The organism is Kribbella sp. CA-293567 (assembly GCF_027627575.1).
Lineage (GTDB): Bacteria > Actinomycetota > Actinomycetes > Propionibacteriales > Kribbellaceae > Kribbella.
Genome location: NZ_CP114065.1, coordinates 160997 through 181981 on the forward strand (window position 1 = coordinate 160997; position 20985 = coordinate 181981).

15 protein-coding genes are annotated in these 20985 nt (G+C 68.3%); 4 read left to right on the top strand and 11 right to left on the bottom strand.

All coding sequences use genetic code 11. The features are described from left to right. Nucleotides 1-42: 42 nt before the first annotated feature. Nucleotides 43-723, top strand: a complete 681-nt coding sequence (locus OX958_RS00795; RefSeq protein WP_270134971.1) for an MBL fold metallo-hydrolase — start codon at nt 43-45, stop codon at nt 721-723. A gap of 1667 nt (nt 724-2390) precedes the next feature. Here OX958_RS00795 and OX958_RS00800 read toward each other — a convergent pair. The 6 genes from OX958_RS00800 to OX958_RS00825 form a co-directional block, all read right to left on the bottom strand. Continuing rightward, nucleotides 2391-4427: a DUF222 domain-containing protein gene (locus tag OX958_RS00800; protein ID WP_270134972.1), complete on the bottom strand. Its 2037-nt coding sequence runs from the start codon at nt 4425-4427 to the stop codon at nt 2391-2393. Nucleotides 4428-4528: 101 nt separating this feature from the next. After that, entirely contained in the window at nt 4529-6193 is a 1665-nt protein-coding gene (locus tag OX958_RS00805) for a DUF4041 domain-containing protein (protein WP_270134973.1), read from the bottom strand. 104 nt (nt 6194-6297) lie between these two features. After that, nucleotides 6298-7572, bottom strand: a complete 1275-nt coding sequence (locus OX958_RS00810; RefSeq protein WP_270134974.1) for a hypothetical protein — start codon at nt 7570-7572, stop codon at nt 6298-6300. A gap of 175 nt (nt 7573-7747) precedes the next feature. Continuing rightward, the gene (locus OX958_RS00815) at nt 7748-8656 is read right to left on the bottom strand and encodes an N-acetylglucosamine kinase (protein ID WP_270134976.1); all 909 of its coding nucleotides are present in this window, start codon (nt 8654-8656) and stop codon (nt 7748-7750) included. 120 nt (nt 8657-8776) lie between these two features. After that, a complete protein-coding gene (locus tag OX958_RS00820) occupies nt 8777-10201 on the bottom strand; it encodes a gamma-aminobutyraldehyde dehydrogenase (RefSeq protein ID WP_270134977.1) in 1425 nt (474 codons plus the stop codon). 63 nt (nt 10202-10264) lie between these two features. After that, nucleotides 10265-11947: an amidohydrolase gene (locus tag OX958_RS00825; RefSeq protein ID WP_270134979.1), complete on the bottom strand. Its 1683-nt coding sequence runs from the start codon at nt 11945-11947 to the stop codon at nt 10265-10267. A gap of 157 nt (nt 11948-12104) precedes the next feature. Between OX958_RS00825 and OX958_RS00830 the strand changes: the two genes are divergently transcribed. Then, nucleotides 12105-13496 carry an aspartate aminotransferase family protein gene (locus OX958_RS00830; protein ID WP_270134980.1) on the top strand — a complete coding sequence of 464 codons (1392 nt, stop codon included), beginning with the start codon at nt 12105-12107 and terminating at the stop codon, nt 13494-13496. Nucleotides 13497-13505: 9 nt separating this feature from the next. Here OX958_RS00830 and OX958_RS00835 read toward each other — a convergent pair whose 3' ends face one another. Genes OX958_RS00835 through OX958_RS00855 form a run of 5 tightly spaced genes read right to left on the bottom strand, consistent with a single transcriptional unit; the run spans nt 13506 to nt 18941 of the window. Continuing rightward, complete coding sequence (locus OX958_RS00835; protein ID WP_270134981.1) at nt 13506-14888, bottom strand: NAD(P)/FAD-dependent oxidoreductase; 1383 nt, start codon at nt 14886-14888, stop codon at nt 13506-13508. A gap of 11 nt (nt 14889-14899) precedes the next feature. Beyond that, on the bottom strand, nt 14900-15724 hold the full coding sequence (locus tag OX958_RS00840) for an ABC transporter permease (RefSeq protein WP_270134983.1): 825 nt from the start codon (nt 15722-15724) through the stop codon (nt 14900-14902). Then, complete coding sequence (locus tag OX958_RS00845; RefSeq protein ID WP_270134984.1) at nt 15721-16614, bottom strand: ABC transporter permease; 894 nt, start codon at nt 16612-16614, stop codon at nt 15721-15723. The genes OX958_RS00840 and OX958_RS00845 overlap by 4 nt, the downstream gene beginning before the upstream one ends. Beyond that, on the bottom strand, nt 16611-17747 hold the full coding sequence (locus tag OX958_RS00850; protein ID WP_270134986.1) for an ABC transporter ATP-binding protein: 1137 nt from the start codon (nt 17745-17747) through the stop codon (nt 16611-16613). The genes OX958_RS00845 and OX958_RS00850 overlap by 4 nt, the downstream gene beginning before the upstream one ends. A gap of 6 nt (nt 17748-17753) precedes the next feature. Then, a complete protein-coding gene (locus OX958_RS00855) occupies nt 17754-18941 on the bottom strand; it encodes a polyamine ABC transporter substrate-binding protein (RefSeq protein WP_270134988.1) in 1188 nt (395 codons plus the stop codon). A 169-nt stretch (nt 18942-19110) separates the two neighbouring features. Here OX958_RS00855 and OX958_RS00860 point away from each other — a divergent pair, with 169 nt between their 5' ends. Then, nucleotides 19111-19593, top strand: coding sequence for an Lrp/AsnC family transcriptional regulator (locus OX958_RS00860; protein WP_270134990.1), 483 nt, complete (start codon nt 19111-19113; stop codon nt 19591-19593). Then, nucleotides 19578-20939, top strand: a complete 1362-nt coding sequence (locus tag OX958_RS00865; RefSeq protein ID WP_270134991.1) for an NAD(P)/FAD-dependent oxidoreductase — start codon at nt 19578-19580, stop codon at nt 20937-20939. Before OX958_RS00860 ends, OX958_RS00865 begins: the two co-directional genes overlap by 16 nt. Nucleotides 20940-20985: the final 46 nt, after the last annotated feature.

The window sequence follows — 20985 nt, forward strand, 5'->3', positions numbered from 1 at the left end:
GGGTACTGCGGCAGCTCATCTCGATCCGGAGCTGAGGCTTTCATGGACAGCATCACCTTCATCGGAACCGCCACGACGCTGATCAGGCTGGGAAGCTTCACCCTGCTGACCGATCCGAACTTCCTGCACCGTGGCCAGCGGGCCTATCTGGGCAAGGGTCTGTGGAGCCGTCGCCTCACCGAACCCGCGATGCAACCGGCAGACCTGCCGCAGCTCGACGCCATCGTGCTCTCACATCTGCACGGCGACCACTTCGACCGAATCGCGCGGCGGGAGCTCGACCGCGCCGTACCGCTGGTGACCACGGAACCCGCCGCCGACCGGTTGGCCAAGTACGGCTTCGCCACCCGAGGCCTGCAGGTGTGGGAGTCGCACGAGCTGACCCAAGGCACTGAGACGCTGACGGTCGAGGCGCTGCCCGGCACTCACGGGCGCGGCATCTTCGGCAAACTGCTGCCCCCGGTGATGGGCTCGCTCCTGGTCCACCGCGTGGACGGCGAGGTACGCCGCCGCATCTACCTGACCGGCGACACACTCACCGGCGACCACCTCGACGAGATCCACGACCGCCACCCCCACCTCGATGCCGCGATCGTCCACCTGGGCGGAACCAAGATCCTGTTCGCCACCGTCACCATGGACGCCCCCAAGGCCTCGACTTCCTCCGCCGAATCCGCCCGCAACTCGCCGTACCGGTGCACTACGACGACTACCGCATCATGAAGTCCCCCCTGTCCGACTTCCTTACACTGGCCGAGCAAGACCACGAAACCTGGCGAATCGAAGCCCCCGCCCGCGGCGAAACCGTCGAACTCCCGCCCAGCTCGCCGGACCAGAATCCGCGAAGCTCGACCCCTCAGCCAGGCAGCCAGCACCGGTCGCGCTAGGTCGCCTCGATGGGTCGCCCAGTGCCCACTCGCGCTAGGTCGTCTCTATCAGTCGGCCAGTGCCCACTCGCGCTAGCTCGCCTCGATCAGTCGGCCAATGCCTACTCGCGCTAGCTCGTCTGCCGACAAGCAACTGGCAGCCACCAGCGCTGCTTGCATAGATCGCCAGTCGGCAACTGTGTCCCTCGCCGTGCTCGCACCACTTCAGACACCGGTACCCGCCACGCTGCTCGCCTGGATCGCACGAGTCGTACAAAGCGCTCGTTGCACCAGATCACTCCGGCCACACGCCTGCCGTCGGTTGCCTATAAGTAGCAGCACCCGACCAGTTCCCCCGTCGCCTCGGCCAGCCGGGACGCCATCACTGGGCCTTCCCTGACGACGGTGGGGCCAGCGCGCCAACCCGTCGCCGCTGCTCGGCTGGATCACGCGAGTCACACCCAGCGCCCGCCGCGCTGCCCTCTCCAGTCACACGTCAGCACCCGTCGCGCTGCCGACCTAAATCGCACCAACCGGCAGGTCGTAGGCGCCGCCACCCCTTGCGGGCGATCAGCCGACGAGGTCCGCATCGGCGCCGAGCAGGTTCTGCGCGGTCTGCTTAACCGGACACCACGCACCAGGCGCGACGCCCGAGCTGTTAGCCCGCCGGAAGCACCTGATGCTCAACACGCTGCCTGCCCGGACCGCGCACCAGCCAGCGGCGGAGTACTCGCCGCGCCGCCCACGGCAGTCAGATACGTGGCATGCGGCACCCAAACTCGGTCGTGGGAGTGGTGGAAAGCTGACAGCGGCCGTACGAGTGCACTCCGCGCACCAGACATCGAAGGTCGTCAGCTGGCAGCCCGACCAGCCAGGCGCGGGAGTGGCGGGCAGCCGAGGCAACGCTCCTGCGAGCGCAGTTCGCCGTACCGAGCGTCGAAGGTTGCGTCGAGTGCGTTCAGCTCGCGAACGTTGTCGTCGGCCGGCAGCCCGACCAGCTAGTCGCCGGAGTCGCCCCAGCCTCGCTTCGGCGATCTTCGCGTACTGCGCTTCGGCGATCTCTGCGTACTGCCCCGTGCGGGAGTCGCGGAGTCGCGGAGTCGCGGAGTCGCGGAGTCGCGGAGTCGCGGAGTCGCGGAGTCGCGGAGTCGCGGAGTCGCGGAGTCGCGGAGTCGCGGAGTCGCGGAGTCGCGGAGTCGCGGAGTCGCGGAGTCGCGGAGTCGCGGAGTCGCGGAGTCGCGGAGTCGCGGAGTCGCGGAGTCGCGGAGTCGCGGAGTCGCGGAGTCGCGGAGTCGCGGAGTCGCGGAGTCGCGGAGTCGCGGAGTCGCGGAGTCGCGGAGTCGCGGAGTCGCGGAGTCGCGGAGTCGCGGAGTCGCGGAGTCGCGGAAGGCTACCCGATGTTGATGCCGGCTGCGGCGGATCCTGACGGTTTCACGGACTCACGGGCGGTCGGGCAGGCGGGCAGGCGGGCAGGCGGGCAGGCGGGCAGGCGGGCAGGCGGGCAGGCGGGCAGGCGGGCAATCATCAGGCGCTGTCTGCCCATGGGTCGAACTGAGGCGCCTGCTGGGGCTTGAGCGGAGGATGACCGGTGGTTTCGGGGTCATCGCCCCATGGGTTGAGGGCGGCTGTTTCCTCGGGAGTGATCCAGGAGGTATCGCCCGTGAACGGCCAGACCCGGGCGACTGAAGACGGAGCATTGGTTCCTTCGCCCGTCACGGTGGTGCCTTTGCCCATCGCGCTGGTGCCGTCGACCTCCGAGCCGGCACTTTCATCCACTGCGGTGGCGCCTTTGCTCGTCACGCCGGTGCCTGCGTCGGCCGAGTTGATGCCTTCGGCGATCGCGCTGGTGTCCTCGACTGCTGCGGCGGCACCTCCGTCCATCGCGCTGGCGACGTCGGTTGTCACGTTGGCAGCTTCGGCAATCGCGGTGGTGTCTCCGACAGCTGCACCAGCGTGACCGAGCAGCGCGCCGAAGGTCTCCGCTGCGACGGTGTGCCCGTCCGCCGCGGTGGTGTCTGCGGGCACCTCGACCGTTTCGCCGAGCGCCGCCGGGATGCCTTCAGACGTCGCAGTGTTTTCGTCGAGCGCCGCCGGGGTGGCTCCAGGCATCGCGGGGGTGGCTTCGGGCGTCGTGGGGGTGCCTCCGAGCGTCGCCGAGGTGGCTCCAGGCATCGCGGGGGTGGCTTCGGGCGTCGTGGGGGTGCCTCCGAGCGTCGCCGAGGTGGCTTCGGACGTCGCGGGGGTGTCTCCGGGCGCCTCCGAGGTGGCTCCCGGCGTCGCGGGGGTGGCTCCGGGTTTTGGCCGTGGGGCAGTGGCCGTCGTCGCGGCGTGCGCGGAGGCGGGGGTGGTGGGTGGTGCTGGGCTTCTGTGTCTGGCGGGTGGGCGGGTGGCCCAGGTGGGGCGGGAGACGTGGACCTGGTTGTTGTGGATGGTGATGGTCCAGTGGCCGTTGTGTAGGGCGGTGTGGTGGACGCGGCACAGGAGTACCAGGTTGGTGAGGCTGGTGGTGCCTCCGTCCAGCCAGCTGGTGAGGTGGTGGGCGTCGCAGTAGAGCGGTGGGGCGTTGCAGACTACGCAGCCTCGGTCTCGGAGGTTGAGGGCGTTGCGGAGGCCGGTGGTGACGAAGCGGTGTTCGCGGCCGACGTCGAGGAGGTCGCTGTCGGAGCCGAGGATGACGGGGATGATTCCGGCGTCGCAGGCCAGGCGGCGTACGGCACTGGCGGAGAGGCCGTCGCCGAAGGTCAGGTCGCCGGTGGCGTTCTGGCCGGCTTCGATCAGGTCTTTGAGGTCGATGGTGACGGTGAGGTGGGGCTTGATTCCGCCGTGGCCTGGCAAGGCGCCGGAGCCGAGCGCGATCGAGAGGGCGTCGGACAGTGCGTCGGCCTGGCGTTTGCCTCGCGATCGCGGGTCTCGCTCGCCCTGCTCGGTTTTGTGGGGCTTTGCGCCGGACTGGAGGACGGTTTCCAGGCGTTCGGCATTCTCGCCGGCCAGGTAGCCGCCGAACTTGATGCCGCCGTCGGCTCGCTTGACCCACACTTCTTCGCGCCGGCGGGCGGCTTCCTCGCGGGGTTCGGGGCCGTCGGTGTCGAGTACGTCGCGGACCTGCGCGCCCAACTTGCGCAGACCGGCTGGTGGCAGGTGCTCGGCGGCCTCCACCATCCGGAGCTCGGCTTCGGACAGGTCTTCGACCGGCACGTTCGCCTTCGCGGGGATCTTCTCCAATGCCGCGACGATCGCCTCCGCCTGGTCCAGGTGCAGCACCACTCCGTCAGTAGCAAGCACAGCACCAGGAACGGGGAGCGCAGCGGCGACCGCGGGGTACTTGTGCAGCTGGGTCGCAAACCGGACGCGGCGATGAGCCTCAGCGGCGTCGAGCCGGTATCGCTTCGACAGCAGCCGGGCGGTGTCGTGGGCACCGATCTCTTTCGCGTGACCCATTTCGTCCAGCCTGGCGACGATCTGGGCCTGCCGAGCCTGTCGTTCACAGACCTCTTCGTGCAGGACGTCATAGGCGGACAGCAACTCGCTGCCGCTCATCAACACCACCGCACGATCGTCCATACCCGAACACTAGTCGTCAGCGCCGGCACTTTCTGACGGGAAATCCTTTACACACAAGGAGAGAACATCACATTCAGAAAGGCGTGAAAACGGGTAGGCAGCTACGGCAGGGCCGGTACCTCCTCATCGGTGGAGTCGTTGACCGACTGATGAAACTCGAACGCCTCCGCGGACTCGGTGAACTCCAGCAGATCACCGGCAACCTCGGCCAGCAGGTCACGGACCTCCGTCGGCGTCGCATAGAAGAACTCCCTGCGCAGGTTCACCCGATTGACTCGCCGATCCGCCAGCCTGCGGTGCATCTCGGCCTCGACGCCGACCGCGTCGTTGGAGAAGTGGATCGCGTGGACGTCGAAGTTGAAGGGAACCGAAGCGTCGGACAATTCACGTACGCGATCCAGCGGTTCGAGGCGTCGCGTCATCCCTACCTTCACCATCCGGCCGCCGAACGCTCCCAAGTTGGAGATGACGTAGACATAGCCGGCCCTGATGTTGGCGGCCCGGTAGTCGACGTCCTCGATGGCCTTCTCGATCTCGCCCATCTCAGCGCGCATCCGGTCCGCCGCCTCGAGATCGCCCTTCGCCTCCAGGGCCGCCAGCGCGTTGAGGTAGTGCGTGCGCTCGCGCTCCAACTTGTCCCGCTGACGTTGAAATTCCTGCTGGGCTTGACGTTCCTCTCGAAGCCGGGCCCGCTCCTCCCGTTCGTTCTCCTTCTCGCGAGCGACCTTCTCGAGGTAGTCCGCGGTCAGCTCCATCTCCTGGAGACGGAGCGCATGGTAGTGGCCGCCGATCTGGATGCTCATGCTCTGGCCGAGCTTCTCGATGGTCGCCTTGGCCTTCGTCAGCCGATCGGTCGAGGTCGACAGCTTGTACGGGCGCATCCCACGAACGAGGTTGTCGGCCTCGTTGTTGTAGGCCCTGAGCAACAACTTGGAGAACTCGCGAACCATCTTCTGGCCCTGCGGCAGTGAGTCGTTCATGGTCATCTGGGTCGAGCCCGAGACCGCGCCGCCGTCCTTCCGGCTCATCGCCTTGATCTGATCCTGGAGTTTCGCGAGTTCGGCCTTGTAGGCCACGGAGTGGTCCAACGGATGCGTGTACTCGTAGATGCCAACTTCCTGCAGGATCAGCTGGTCCTCGGTCACGATCACCTGATTCTGCAGGGCTTTCAGCCGGTCGGCAACCGCCGCCTCCTCTGCGGCGAGTGCGCTCACGACCGCGGTACGCCGTGCCTGCTCTGCCTCCAGTTCGTGCGTGAGCCTGAGCTTCTGGCTCTCGAGATCGGCGGTCAGCTCAGCTTTCCGCTCCTCGATCTCCACCAGCGAGAGCGCTCCGTGGCGCTCCAACTGGTCCCTCAACCGTTCGTTCTGCGCCGCGAGGTGTTGTACCTCAACTGCGAGTTTTCTGGCCTTTCCCCGAGCGCCGAACAATCCGATGGAAAGCTCAGCGGAGCCCTTGCCTCGCGGAGCAGCAACTGGCTCGGGCGGCGCGAACTGAGGCGCCGCAGCCGGTACTTCGGCCTGCGGGGTCGCCGGGGCAGGTGCAGCCGCGACCGGCGCGGCCAGCCCGGTCTGCCGTGGTAGCCAGAAGGTCCAGTTGGCCGGCGGCGGGCCCCATGCCGGATCGGGGCGCCAGTCCGGTGGCGGTACCCAGCCGGATGGTGGCTGCGGCCAGTTCGGTGGCGAGTTGTACTGCCAGTTCACGATCCAGTCAGGCGGCTTCGCCATACCTGCGCCGGTCTGCTGTTCGTTGCGGCCATGCTTCATGGCGTCCCTCCCCAGATGCCGTCTACTACGACATCCCCCGCGGGGAACGTAACACTCTGCGTAACCGGCGAACAGACCTCGTTGCGGGCGACCTCGGCAGGCGCCTACCTGGTCAGGAGGGCTGTTGCGGCGGTGAGGAGTTGGGTGGTGGTTGGTTGGTCGAAGTAGGTGATGAGGGCTTCGTAAGTGCCGCGGTGGGCGGCGTCGGGATCTACTACGTAGCCGAAATAGCCATCGGTGTAGCCGATCACTCGGGTGATGGGGTGCGGGCTTTCGGTTTGGAGTTGGCGGCCGTGAGTGGCGAAGAGTTCTACCGGGAGGTGGACCCAGGTGACGTCGCCTAGTCTTGCGACGCTGATGGGGAGGTCGAGGGCTGCTGGGAGCCGGGCGGCTGCCATCAGGGATTGGCCGCGGGCGCCGTCCAGGCGGGTTTGGGCTATTCGGTGGGCGGGGTCGTCGAGGCTGCCGTGGAGGCCGGCTTCGGCGGTGTTGATGACGGCTGCCAGCTCTGCGGGGGTAGGGAGGTCGCGGACCTTCAGGCTGACAGTTGCGCGGTGGATGGTCGGGGCGACGGACGGTAGGTCGAGGCCTGGGGCGGTGAGGGCTTCGGCTACTCGGGCGGCCAGGAGGCTACCTAGGCGCTCGACCTCGGGTGCGCCTCGGCCTTGGCGGGTGAAGCGAGGGCTGACGTCGCCTGCGGCTCCTTGGAGATAGCCGACGACCGGTTCGGACCTCGTGCCGGCCGCAGCGAGGTGGGCGAGCGCCGTACGGGTGGCTCCGGGCCAGTCGGCGGAGTAGAGCAGGTTCTCCGGCCCGTACGTCGTGGGGTGGCAGGCAAAGTCGAGCAGGACCGCGCGGAGGGTGTCGTCGATGGCGGAGCGCAACGCCAGTACTCCCGCGGTGTTGTCGTGTGGGCCGTCGCGGTGGTGGCGGTTGGTACCGACGCCGATCACCTCGATCGATCGCCAGGACGCGCGCACCGGGTGGCGGTCCAGAGGGGTCGCGGCGACGGCGGCGATGAGCGGCTCGTACAGCGAGGGCTCTCGCAACGAGGGGATGACGGGATGGATCTGGCCGGTCCAGCCCGACGGCGCCGAATGGGTGTGGGAGGCGCAGACGAGCACGCATTCCGGCGGAATGCCGGCTGCGGCTCCGGCTGCGGCAGCCAGTTCGGCGGTCAGCGCCGTACCGGCCGCGATGGCGTCAAGGCTCAGCCAGAGCACTCCCGGCGAGCCTTCGGTGCTGAGCCAGATCAGGGTCGCGCGCAGCGGGTCGGCGGTCCCGGTTGCCAGGCCTTCGCGGGCCGAGTAGCCGTCGAGACGATGACCTGGCGGAGGTGTCACGTCCAGCGAGGCAGCCGCCAGCAGTAGCTCACTCATCTCGATGCTCCAGCAATCGGCCGGGCGGAGAACCCGGAGAAGTTCCTGTCCCAACACTGCGTCACAACGATGCTTACCAAACCTCCGGTGCCGGAGTACGCCACGCCAGCGCGGCGGGCGAGAAGATCGGGTTGCCGGGGTCGGTCGGGCAAGGCACCACTTGGATGGCTGCTGGTCACCGATCGGCGCCGCGGTGGATGACGAGCAGATCGGCGTACGGGCCGGGGGGTTCGGTGGCCAGGCGTTCGGCGCCGTCAAGGCAGTTTCCGGCCGCCTCCGTGAGGTTGGCGCGTCGAGGCAGGGCCGCCTGCAGCGGCTCGGTGAGTTGCTCGCCGGCGCCCGCGAACAGGCCGCCCACGCAAGCGACCGGGACCTGCCCGTCGCCGGTCAGCCGCTCGACGGCGGTGGTGATCGTCTCCGCGATGTCGGCTACGGCAGCAGAGAAGATGCTTTGAGCAACTAGATCGCCGTCGGCGGCAGCTCGCAGTACTGCGGGTGCGAAGCGGGCGACGTCGTCCACCACGGTCGGGGACGAGTACAAGTTGATCGGATCGAGAGCGGTGTCGGCGAGGGAGGTCGACGGGCCGCGGCCGTCCCGGGCGCGCTGTACGGCGACGTACCCGGCGCGGCCGATCGCGAAGGCGCTGCCGGCATCACCGAAGAGGTAGCCGTGCCCGTCGAGCTTGTGCCAGGAACCGTCCCGATCGACCGCCAGGCAGACCAATCCGGTGCCTGCGGCAACCACTACGCCGTACCCGTCGGGGAGCGCTCCCGCATGCGCGGTCACCATGTCCTGGGTGAGCCGGACCTCGGCGGCCTGGAGGATCTCGGCGATTCCCGCGGCCAGCGTTCGTGCGGTCGGCGGGTGCTGAGGGAAGCCGGTGAGGCCGAGCGCGGCAACGTCGACCGGCCCGCCGGTACCTGCGGAGAGGCCGGCCCTCTCCGCAGTCAGGCGTACGGCGTCCAAGGTCGCCTGCGGGCTGTTGCTGCCGTGGGTGTGGCCCGGGCCTTGCACGACCGCTCCCGAGGCAACCACTCGCAGACGCAGGGCTGATTGGCCGCCGTCGAAGGCCAGGTGGGTCATCGGGTTGGACACCTCTGCCTTCCGCGGACCGGTGATGGACCTACTGTGGACGCTCGGCCGCGCTGAGGTAAAGCGAACCGGGCAGACCACTCGCGGATTCCATCGCGGGGACCCCGCCGATCAGACCTCGATGTTCGACATCACGTGCTTGATCCGGGTGTAGTCCTCCAGGCCGTACATCGAGAGGTCCTTGCCGTGACCGGAGTTCTTGAACCCGCCGTGCGGCATCTCGGCGACGATCGGGATGTGGGTGTTGATCCAGACGCAGCCGAAGTCGAGGCGGCGGGCCATCCGCATCGCGCGGCCGTGGTCGCGGGTGAAGACCGAGGAGGCGAGGCCGTACTCGACGCCGTTGGCCCAGCGAAGGGCCTCGTCCTCGTCGGAGAAGCGCTGCACGGTGATGACCGGGCCGAAGATCTCCTGCTGGATCGCCTCGTCGTCCTGGCGCAGGCCCGAGACGACGGTCGGTTCGTAGAAGTAGCCCCGGTCGCCGACGGCATGGCCACCGGTCTGCAGCGACGCGTGGTCGGGCAGCCGGTCGACGAAGCCGCTGACCCGGTGCAGTTGGCCGGCGTTGTTCAGGGCGCCGTACGCGACGTCGTCCTCGGGGCGTCCGGTCCTGGTGGCCCGCGCCTGCTCGGTGAGGGCCGCGACGAAGTCGTCGTGGATGCGGGGCCCGGCGAGAACGCGGGTGGCCGCGGTGCAGTCCTGGCCGGCGTTGAAGTAGCCCGCCTCGGCGATCGCCTCCGCGGCGGCTTCCAGGTCGGCGTCGTCGAAGACGACCACCGGAGCCTTCCCGCCCAGCTCCAGGTGGGTGCGCTTCAGCTGACGAGCAGCAGCGCTCGCCACCTCCATCCCCGCGCGCACCGAACCGGTGATCGCGACCAACTGCGGAATCTCGTGGTCCACCAGCGCGCGACCGGTGTCGCGATCCCCACACACGACGTTGAACACCCCCGGCGGCAGGAACTCGTTGCACAGCTCGGCCAGCAGCACCGTCGAGGCAGGCGTGGTGTCGCTCGGCTTCAGCACGATCGTGTTGCCGGCGGCCAGCGCGGGCGCGATCTTCCAGATCGCCATCATCAGCGGGTAGTTCCACGGCGTCACCTGACCGACGACACCGATCGGCTCGCGGCGGACCCACGACGTGTGGCCGGGCATGTACTCCCCGGCCGACCGACCCTCCAGCACCCGCGCCGCGCCGGCGAAGAACCGCAACTGGTCCACACAGGGAGGCAGCTCCTCGGACGCGGTCAGCGCGAGCGGCTTGCCGGTGTTCTCGCTCTCCACCCGGGTGAACTCGTCCGCCCGCGTCTCCAGCGCGTCCGCGATCTTCAGCAGCATCCGCTGCCGCTCGGCCGGGGTGGTGTCGCGCCAACTCTCGAAGGCGCGAGCCGCCGCCTTCATCGCCTGGTCGACGTCCTCGGCCCCGGACTTCGGCGCCTGCGCGTAGACCTCACCGGTGGACGGATCGATCAGGTCGTACGTCGCACCGCCGAGCGCGCCGGCCGGCTTGCCATCCACAAGGTTCGTGAGCGTCTGCATGCCGGGGAGCCTAACCGCATCGACAACGGATTCGGTAGGCCTTCCGCCGATCCGGCAACTGATTCACGTGCCATAGACACATTCGCCTTCGACAAAGGTTGCTACGACCCGCGCTGAACCGATCTCCTCCATCGGCCCGGCGAACGGATCGCGATCGAGCACGGCCAGATCGGCCAGCAGGCCCGGCGCGATGCGGCCGGTCTCGTCCGCATGGTTCACCCACGCACTCCCCGCCGTGTACGCCGCGAGCGCCGTCGCCAGGTCGAGCGCCTGCTCCGGCAGGAACGCCTCGTACTCTCCGTCACCCGTATGCCGATTCACAGCGACCTGTACCGCGGCCAGCGGGTCCGGGCTCGACACCGGCCAGTCGGAGCCGGCCGCGAGCCGCGCACCCGACCGCGCGAGAGCGCCGAACGGGTACTGCCAACGGGTTCGCTCAGGACCGAGGAACGGGATGGTCAGCTCGTCCATCTGCGGCTCGTGCACCGCCCACAGCGCTTGCAGGTTGGCGGCCACACCGAGCGCCGCGAACCGGCCGAGGTCCTCGGGATGGACGACTTGGAGATGGGCGATGTGGTGGCGTAGATCGCTGTCACCGTTCGCGGATCGGGCCGCCTCGAAGGCGTCCAGCGCCTCGCGGACAGCACGGTCACCGATGGCGTGGACGTGCACCTGGAAGCCGGCGGCGTCGAGGGCGGTGACGTGGTCGCGGAGAGCGAGCGGATCGACGAAGGACAGGCCCACGTTGGCACTGCCACTGCCACTGCCACAGCCGCAACCGGCTCCTGGCCGGGGCGCTGCGGTGGGGTCAGAGCTCGTCCAGTACGGGTCGAGCAGTCCGGCGGTGAAGTTCTCGACGACACCGTCCTGCATGATCTTGACGCTGCCGGCTCTGAGGCGTGGGAAGCGAAGTGCGTCCCGGCGCTCGATCAGCTCGGGAATCTGCTCGGCGCCCCGGTCCCGTCGCCACCAGAGCGCACCGTTGACGCGGGCGGTGAGGCGGCCCGCGCGAGCCAGTTCGACGTACGCCGGGGTGGAGTCGGAGAGGTTCGCGTAGTCGCCGAGGATCGCGTCCTGCCAGCCGGTGACGCCCATCGAGTGGAGGTAGGCCTGGGCTTCGACCAGCGCCGCGACCTGCTCCTCATGAGTGGTCGGCGGGACGAGCCGGCCGACGAGATCCATGGCGCCTTCGTGCAGGGTGCCGGTGGGATTGCCGTCGTGGTCGCGCTCGATGCGACCGTCGGCCGGGTCCGGCGTACGGGCGTCGAGACCGGCCAAGGCGAGCGCGCGGGAGTTCGCCCAGGCGCCGTGGTGGTCGGCGTTGACGAGGAAGGCCGGCCGGTCGCCGGTGACGAGATCGAGGTCCGCGGCGGTCGGGGTGCCGCCGGGGTAGTCGGGCTGATGCCAGCCACCGCCCAGAATCCACTCGACGTCAGGGTGAGCCTCGACGTACGCCGCGATGGTGGCGAGCGTCGCTTCGCGGCCAGAGACCGGAGAGAGGTCGCAGCGGGCTCGCTCCAGACCGCCCTGGACGGGGTGGACATGGGCGTCGACGAAGCCCGGGAGCAACAGACCGCCCCGGAGATCGATCACTTCGGTCGCGGGACCGCGAAGGTCGGCGAAGAGCCGGCCGTCACCAGCGGGGCCGGCGGCGGTGATCCGGCCGCCCTGGACCGCCACGGACCAGTCGGGGTGCTGCGTCCGGCCGTCGAAGACCGTGCCGTTGGTGAAGAGAGTGGTGATCACCTGAGAGCGCTCCTTGAGGTACGGAATCCGAAGGTGTAAAGCCTGTCAACGGATGAGATCAGCAGGATATTGGCAGACCACAAACGTAATCACTTGCCAGCCCTCAACCCGGACAGGCAGGATGGCGGGCACCGGTCAGTTCGAGATGAGGAATACGATGATGCCGTCCGACGCCCTTGACGACGCCGACTTCGCCCGTCTGCAGCAGTCTTCGCGCGACCACCTCTGGATGCATTTCACCAGGATGGGCAGCTACCAGACGTCCGAGGTCCCGATCATCGTCCGCGGCGACGGGGCCTACATCTACGACGCCCGCGGCAAGCGCTACCTGGACGGCCTGGCCGGGCTGTTCGTCAGCCAACTGGGCCACGGCCGCACCGAGCTCGCCGAGGCGGCGGCCAAGCAGGCTTCGGAGCTCGCCTTCATGCCGCTGTGGTCCTACGCGCACCCGAAGGCGATCGAACTGGCGGAACGACTGGCCGGCTACGCGCCGGGCGACCTGAACCGGATCTTCTTCACCAGCGGTGGCGGCGAGGCGGTCGAGACCGCCTGGAAGCTGGCGAAGAACTACTTCCGGCTGACCGGCAAGCCGATGAAGCACAAGGTGATCAGCCGCGCGATCGCCTACCACGGCACCACCCACGGCGCGCTCTCGATCACCGGCCTGCCGGAGCTCAAGCAGCAGTTCGAGCCGCTGGTGCCGAGCACCTTCCGGGTGCCGAACACGAACCTCTACCGCGCCCCGATCCACGCCGACGACTCGATCGCGTTCGGTCGCTGGGCCGCCGACCAGATCGCCGTCGCGATCGAGAACGAGGGCCCCGACACCGTCGCCGCCGTCTTCCTGGAGCCGGTGCAGAACGCGGGCGGCTGCTTCCCGCCGCCGCCCGGCTACTTCGAGCGGGTCCGTGAGATCTGCGACCAGTACGACGTCCTGCTGGTCAGCGACGAGGTGATCTGCGCCTTCGGCCGGCTCGGCCACATGTTCGGCGCCGAGCGGTACGGCTACCAGCCGGACATGATCACCTGCGCGAAGGGCCTCACCTCGGGCTACTCGCCGCTGGGCGCGATGATCGCCTCGGACCGGCTGATGGAGCCGTTCCTGCGGGAGAACGCGTCGTTCGCGCACGGCTACACCTTCGGCGGCCATCCGGTCTCCGCGGCCGTCGCGCTCACCAACCTCGACATCTTCGAGCGGGAGAACATCAACGAGCACGTCCGGGACACCGAGGGGGAGTTCCGCGCGACGCTCGAGAAGCTGCTCGACCTGCCGCTGGTCGGCGACGTCCGGGGTGACGGGTACTTCTACGGGATCGAACTGGTCAAGGACAAGGCGACCAAGGAGACCTTCGACAACGAGGAGTCCGAGCGGCTGCTGCGCGGCTTCCTCTCCAAGGCGCTGCTCGACGCCGGTCTGTACTGCCGCGCCGACGACCGCGGCGATCCCGTCATCCAGCTGTCGCCGCCGCTGATCTGCGACCAGACCCACTTCGACGAGATGGAGCAGATCCTCCGCGCGGTGCTCACCGAGGCGGAGTCCAAGCTCTGACACGTTGCATCAGAAGTCGAAGCCGAGGCCCAGGCGGTCGAGGGTTCTGAGCCAGAGGTTGCGATGGCCCGCGTGGGAGTCCGCGTGGGCCATCGACCAGCGGGTCAGGTGGATACCGGCGGAACGGACCGGCTCCGGCGGGAAGGGCAGCGGGCGCTCGCGAACCATCCTGAGTTCGGTGCGCTCGGTCTTCTCGCCGTACAGGAGGTCGAGCATCACGTCGGCGCCGAAGCGGGTGGCGGCCACACCGAGGCCGGTGTACCCGAGCGCGTAGGCGATCCGCCCTTCGGACGCAGTACCGAAGAAGGCGCAGAAACGTGTACTGGTGTCGATCACGCCACCCCAGCGGTGGGTGAAGCGCAGTCCTTCCAGCTGCGGGAAGGTCGCGAAGAAGTGCCGGGCGAGCAGTTCGTGGATGCCGTCGCGCTGCTCCAGAGCCGGGTCGATCCGGCTGCCGAAGTAGTAGAGCGGGGTGTAGCCGCCCCACAGGATGCGGTTGTCGCGGGTGAGCCGGTAGTAGTGGAAGAGATTCGACGCGTCGCCCACGCCCTGCCTTCCCTGCCAGCCGATCGATCTCAATTGGTCAGCCGACAGCGGCTCGGTCATCAGCACCAGGTCGTAGACCGGCACCGTGTAGAGGCGTAGTCGCCGCAGCAAGGACGGGAAGGCGTTGGTGGCCAGGGCAATCCGGTCGGCCCGGATCGATCCTGTTGCCGTGCGCAACAAATCTCCGCGCAGTCCGGTGACTGGCGAGTGCTCGAAGATCCGTACGCCGAGGTCGAGACAGGCCTGTCGCAGTCCCCAGACGAGTCGGGCCGGCTCGACCAGCGCCGTACCGGAATGGTCGGCCAGGGCTCCTAGGTAGGTGGGGGAATCGACCTCTGCGCGGACCTCGACCGCGTCGAGGAGCTTGACGTGATGACCGAGAGCCTGGCGAGCTTCAGCCTCTTCGGCGAGGTCTGCCAACTCGTGCGGCGCCGTCGCGACCGTCAGCTCACCGGTGCGCTCCCAGCCACAGTCGATCCCGTACTGCGCGATCGTGGCGCCGATCGCGTCCAGGTTCTCCTCGCCGAGGCGCTCCAAGGTCGGCAGCTCCTCCGGCCAACGCGCCTGGCCGTTGCGAAAGCCGTGCGTCAGGCTGGAGTCGCAGAAGCCACCGTTGCGTCCGCTCGCTGCGTGTCCGCAGGTCGACGCTTCCAGGACCACGATGTCCAGACCGGGGTACCGCTCCTTGGCCCGAAGCGCCGTCCACAGGCCGGTGTAGCCGCCACCGACGACGGCGAGATCGGCGCGCTGGTCGTCGACCAGCGGTTCCGCGGCCGCGGGTGCGAACGGGTCGTCCAGCCAGAAGGCGCGCGGCTGAGCGTCGCGTAGGGCGGACGAGGGGAGCACGGGCGCTCCGCTCACCGGGCGCGGGCGTTCCGCCTGCGGCGGGCGAGTTCGCCGCCGAGCACGAGCACCAGGGAGAGCAGGAACATCGCCGTACCGATCACGTTGATCTGTGGCGGGATGTCGCGCTGCGCCGATCCCCAGACGAACATCGGGAACGTCACCGTGGTGCCGGCGTTCAGGTTGGTGATGATGAAGTCGTCGAAGGACAGCGAGAAGCTGAGCAGCGCCGCGGCCAGGATGCCGGGGAAGACCAGCGGGAAGGTGATCCGCCAGAACGTCTGCCACTCGTTGGCGTACAGGTCCATCGCCGCCTGTTCGAGCCGCGAGTCCATCCCCGTCAGCCGCGCCTTCACCGTGACGACGACGAACGACAGGCAGAACATCACGTGCGCGATCAGGATCGTCCAGAAGCCGAGCCGGCCACCGAAGCCGGCGGAGACGAACAACGCGAGCAGCGAAGAGCCGAGCACGATCTCCGGTGAGGCCATCGGCAGGAAGATGAACAGGTTGGTCCCGGACCGGCCGCGGAACCGGCGGCGGACCATCGCGAACGCCATCAGCGTGCCCAGCCCCGTCGCCACCACGGTCGAGGCCAGTCCGATCTGCAGGCTGACGCCGACCGCGTCGCAGAGTCCGGACGGACGGCACGGATGCTGCCAGTTGTCCCAGGTGAAGCCGTCGAAGGTGTAGGAGAGCTTGCTCTTCGGCGCGTTGAACGACATCAGGATGACGACGAAGATCGGCGCGAAGAGGTACAGCAGCACGAGCAGTCCGAGGAAGAGGATCAGGTGCCGGCCGATCCAGCGGCCCAGCCCGGTCAGACTCGGCCTGGTCATACCAGGTCCTCCGTTCCGGCGCGGCGTACGTAGAAGAGGACGAGGACGACGATGGCCGCCATCAGCGTGACCGAGAGGGCGGCTGCCGTCGGGTAGGCACCGGCCGCGAAGAGACGCTGGATGTCGTTGCCGATCATCCGTTGTCTCGGCGTACCGAGGAGCTGGGCGTTGATGTAGTCGCCGGCCGCAGGGATGAAGGTCAGCAGGGTGCCGGCCACCACCCCGGGCATCGACAGCGGCAGCGTCACCGTGCGGAAGGTGGTGACCGGCCCGGCGAAGAGGTCACCGCCCGCCTCGATCAGCCGATGGTCGATCTTCTCCAGGCTGGCGTAGAGCGGCAGGATCATGAACGGCAGGAAGTTGTAGGTCAGCCCGGTCACCACCGCCGCCGTCGTGGCCAGCAGGCGACCGTCCGAGCCGAGGATGCGCACTGCCTTCAGGGCGTCCACGACGAAGCCGTTGTCGCTGAGCAGCAGCTTCCACGACAGCGTGCGGATCAGGAAGCTGGTGAAGAACGGCGCGATCACCAACGCCAGCAGGAAGTTCTTCCAGCGGCCGGCCTTGAACGCGATCGCGTAGGCGAGGGGATAGCCGAGCAGCAGGCAGAAGGCCGTGGTGAGCAAGGCATACCAGAGCGACCGGCCGAAGGGTCTGGCATAGTCGGCCAGCGCGTCCACGTAGTTGTGGAAGCTCCACGTCATCGAGAAGCCGGCCTCGATCGAGCCGTCGGGGTCGTAGAGACTGGCCGCGAGCAGCGTCACGATCGGTACGACGAAGAACAGCAACAGCCAAAGCCCACCCGGAAGCAGCAGCAGGTACGCCGTGAACCGGCGCCCCTGGCGTTGCGGCTTCTCGGCCGTGGCCGCCGGAAGCTGGGTCAGCGCGCTCATCCCGCGTCCGCGATGTCCTCGACACCGGCCTTCGCGTCCTGGGCGGCGTCGAGCACGAACGTGTGGGCGGGCTGCCAGTGCAGATCCACCCGGTCGCCGACCTTCAGCGCGGCTCGCGCGCCGGTGTTCTGCTCGAACACGGTCAGCTCCGCTCCCCATGGCAGCTTCGCCAGGTACTGCGTACTGACGCCGATGTAGCTGACATCGGTCACCACCGCGGCCCGCAGTACGTTGGAGCCGGCATCCTCCTCGGTGCCGGCCGGGGCGAGGAAGACCTTCTCCGGTCTGATCCCCAGCCACACCTCGCCCTCGGTCACCCGGCAGCGCGGTACCGGCACGAGCACCTTGCTGCCCTGGATGTCGACCACGAGGTGGTCGTCGGCCTGCCCGACGATGGCCGCGCGGACCAGGTTGGACTGGCCGAGGAAGTTGGCGACGAAGGTGGTGGCCGGCAGGTCGTACAGCTCGGCCGGCGACCCCTGCTGCTCGATCACGCCGCCGTTCATCACCGCGATCGTGTCGGCCATCGTCATCGCTTCTTCCTGGTCGTGCGTGACGTGCACGAAGGTGATCCCGACCTCGGTCTGGATCCGCTTCAGCTCGAGCTGCATCTGCCTTCTGAGCTTGAGATCCAGCGCGCCGAGCGGCTCGTCGAGCAGTAGCACCTGCGGGCGGTTGATCAGCGCGCGGGCCAGCGCGACCCGTTGCTGCTGGCCACCGGACAGCTGGCTGGGCTTTCGCTTGCCGTAGGCCCCCAGTTCGACCAGGGCGAGCATCTCTTCGACCTTCGGCCCGACTTCCTTGACCTTGCGGCGACGCAGGCCGAAGGCGACGTTCTCGAAGATGTCCAGGTGCGGGAAGAGCGCGTAGTTCTGGAAGACCGTGTTGACCGGACGCTGGTACGGGCGCAGCCGGGTGATGTTCTGCTCGCCCAGGCTGATCGTCCCGCTGGTCGGCTCCTCCAGTCCGGCGACCATCCGCAGCGTCGTGGTCTTGCCGCAGCCGGACGGGCCGAGCAGTGCGAAGAACTCACCCTGCGGCACGGTCAGGTCCAGTTCGTGCACGGCACGATGGCCGGCGAACTGTTTGCTGATGCCACGGAGTACCAGATCGCTGGTCCCGGCAGTGGTCATTGGCGGTCAGCCCCCGATCGCGAGGTTGAAGTCGGTTTCGTAGAGCTTCGCCTTGGCCGTGTCCAGCGGCATGAACGCGAAGGTCCGGTCCAGCACGGTCCGGTCGGGGAAGATCAGCGGGCTGTCGACCAGCTCGGGATCGACCTTCTCCATCGCCTCCCGGGCGCCCTCGACCGGACAGATGTAGTTCACCCAGGCGGCCAGCGTGGCGGCCACCTCGGGGTCGTAGTAGTAGTTCATCAGCGCCTCGGCGTTGGCCTTGTGCGTCGCCTTGTTGGGCACCAGCATGTTGTCCGACCAGAGCCCCAGACCTTCTTCGGGCACGACGAACTTGATGTCGGGGTTGTCGGCCTGCAACGCGAGCACGTCACCGGACCAGGCTTCGCAGGCGACGATGTTGCCGGCGTTCAGGTCCTGCACGTAGTCGTTGCCGGTGAAGCGGCGGATCTGCCCGGAGGCGACGTACCCGCTGAGCCGGTCGAGCGCCTTGCTCCAGGCGGCGTCGTCGAACTTGCCCGGGTCGGCGCCGTCCAGCCGGAGCATGAACGACATCGTGTCGGGCATCTCGGACAGCAGCGTGATCTTGCCCTTGAGATCGCCGCGGCTGAGCAGGTCGGCGTAACTGCCGACCTCCTTGGTGTACTTCGCGTTGTAGGCGATTCCGGTCAGGCCGGTCTGCCACGGCACGCTGTAGTCGCGGTCGGGATCCCAGCGCGGCGCCTTCAGTTGCGCGAGCAGGTTCTTGTCGACGTTGGGGATCTTGCTGTGGTCGAGCTGCTGGATCCAGCCGAGCCCGACCGTGCGGGCGGCCATCCAGTCGGTCAGCACGAAGATGTCGCGGCCACAGGGCTGGCAGGAGCCGAGCTGGTCGCGCACCTTCGCGTAGAACTCGGAGTTGTCGTTGACGTCGGCGGTGTAGGTGACCTTCACGCCGGACTGCTGCTCGAAGTCGGCCAGGGTCGGCAGCACGGTCCGGCCGTTGACCTGCTCCTCCGACTCGTCCATGTAGCTGGGCCAGTTGGAGAAGATCAGTGTCTTCTCGGTCCCCGACCTGTCGGTGCTCAGGCAACTGCCGGCGCTCTGCTTGGCCGCCGGAATGCCGCAGGCGGAGAGCAGCCCGCCCATCCCCAGGCCGAGCGCGGCGCCCCGGAGGACGGTCCGGCGCCCGACGGCGGGCTGCGGACGAGGGCTCATCGAACCTCCCTGGCAGGTAGCGTTGGGGGTCTTTCCTGAGGGTCTGTCGCGGGCGATACTGTCAAAGGCTCTCCGCCAAGACAAGGGATTCCGCAGTTGAATGGTGATTCCGCAACTGATTCCGGTATCCGTGCTTGCCTACGCCTGGTAGCGCTGACAGGATCTGCAGGTGACCGCACGCACGGGGAACCCCGACAAGAACGCAGTACTGCTCGACGACACCGCCAAGGCGATCATCCGCGAGCTGCAGCTGGACGGGCGCAAGTCGTACGCCGCGATCGGCAAAGCGGTCGGGTTGTCCGAGGCCGCGGTCCGGCAGCGCGTCCAGCGGCTGACCGAGGCGGGGATCATGCAGGTGGTCGCGGTCACCGATCCGCTGGAGATGGGGTTCGCCCGGCAGGCGATGATCGGGATCAAGTCCGAGGGGGCGCTGGAGCCGATCGCCGAAGCGCTGGCCGCGATGGACGAGATCGAGTACGTGGTGATCACGGCCGGCTCGTTCGACCTGCTGGCCGAGGTGCTCTGTGAGAGCGACGAACAGTTGCTGCGGGTGCTGTCGGAGCGGGTGCGGTCGATCCCCGGGGTCAAGGGAACCGAGACTTTCGTTTACCTGAAGCTGGTCAAGCAGACGTACTCGTGGGGTGTGCGCTGATTCTGTGGAGCGCCGCGTCCGCCGTCGACCGGCCGGCGCTGGCGGGTGACCGGGATGCCGACGTCGCGATCGTCGGCGCGGGGTACACGGGGTTGTGGACGGCCTACTACCTGGCCAAGGCCGATCCTTCGTTGCGGATCGTGGTGCTCGAGGCCGAGACCGTCGGGTTCGGCGCGTCGGGTCGCAACGGGGGCTGGTGTTCGGCGCTGTTTCCGGTGTCGTCGCAGCGGCTGGCCGCGATGCCGGGAGGCGGACGTGACGGCGCGATCGCGATGCACCGGGCGATGCAGGCGTCGGTGAACGAGGTTGGGCTGGTGAGCGCGGCGGAGGGGATCGACTGCGACTACCACAAGGGCGGAACGATCGTGCTGGCCCGGAGCGCTGCGCAGTTGGCCCGCGCGCGAGCTGAGGTTGCCGAAGCTGCTGAGTGGGGGCCGGGGGATCTGCGGTTCCTGGAGCCGGACGAGGTGGCCACCAAGGTGCGCGCAACGAAGGTGCTGGGGGCAACGTTCACCCCGCACTGCGCGGCGATCCATCCCGGCAAGCTGGTGCGTGGGCTCGCGGCTGTCGTCGAGGGGCTCGGGGTGACGATCTACGAACGTACGCCGGTGGTCTCGATCTCCGCTGGACAGGCGGTGACGCAGTACGGCGTACTGCGGGCCGAGGTTGTCGTCCGGGCGACGGAGGGGTTCACGCCTTCGCTGGCTGGGGAATCGCGGACCTTGGCGCCGGTGTACTCGTTGATGGTGGCGACGGAGCCGTTGCCTGAGGCAACTTGGCGGCGGATCGGGCTGGCTGATCGGCCGACGTTCAGCGATCATCGGCATCTGGTGATCTACGGGCAGCGGACGGCGGACGGGCGGCTGGCCTTCGGTGGACGCGGTGCGCCGTACCACTTCGGGTCGCGAGTCAAGCCCTCCTTCGACTCCGAGCCGCGCGTTTTCGCTGCACTGAAGGCGACGTTGCGGGAGCTGTTCGACGGATTGGAGGACGTTGCCTTCACGCACGCGTGGGGCGGAGCGCTCGGCGTACCGCGGGACTGGTGCGCGTCGGTCGGGATCGACCACCAGACGGGGTTGGCTTGGGCCGGGGGTTATGTCGGTGACGGTGTGAGTACGACGAACCTCGCCGGCCGCACGCTGACGGACCTGATCCTCCGCCGCGACACCCGGCTGATCCATCTCCCGTGGGTGGACCACCGTTCCCCGCGGTGGGAGCCGGAACCGCTGCGCTGGCTGGGGATCAACGCGGGATTGCGCGCGATGACGGCGGCTGACGCGGAGGAGCGGGTGACGCGCCGGGACAGCCGGATCGCGCGATTGATGGGTCCGTTGCTGGGTGGTTGACGGTTGGGCGCGGAAACGGGTGATTGCCGTCGCGCTTCCACCACAA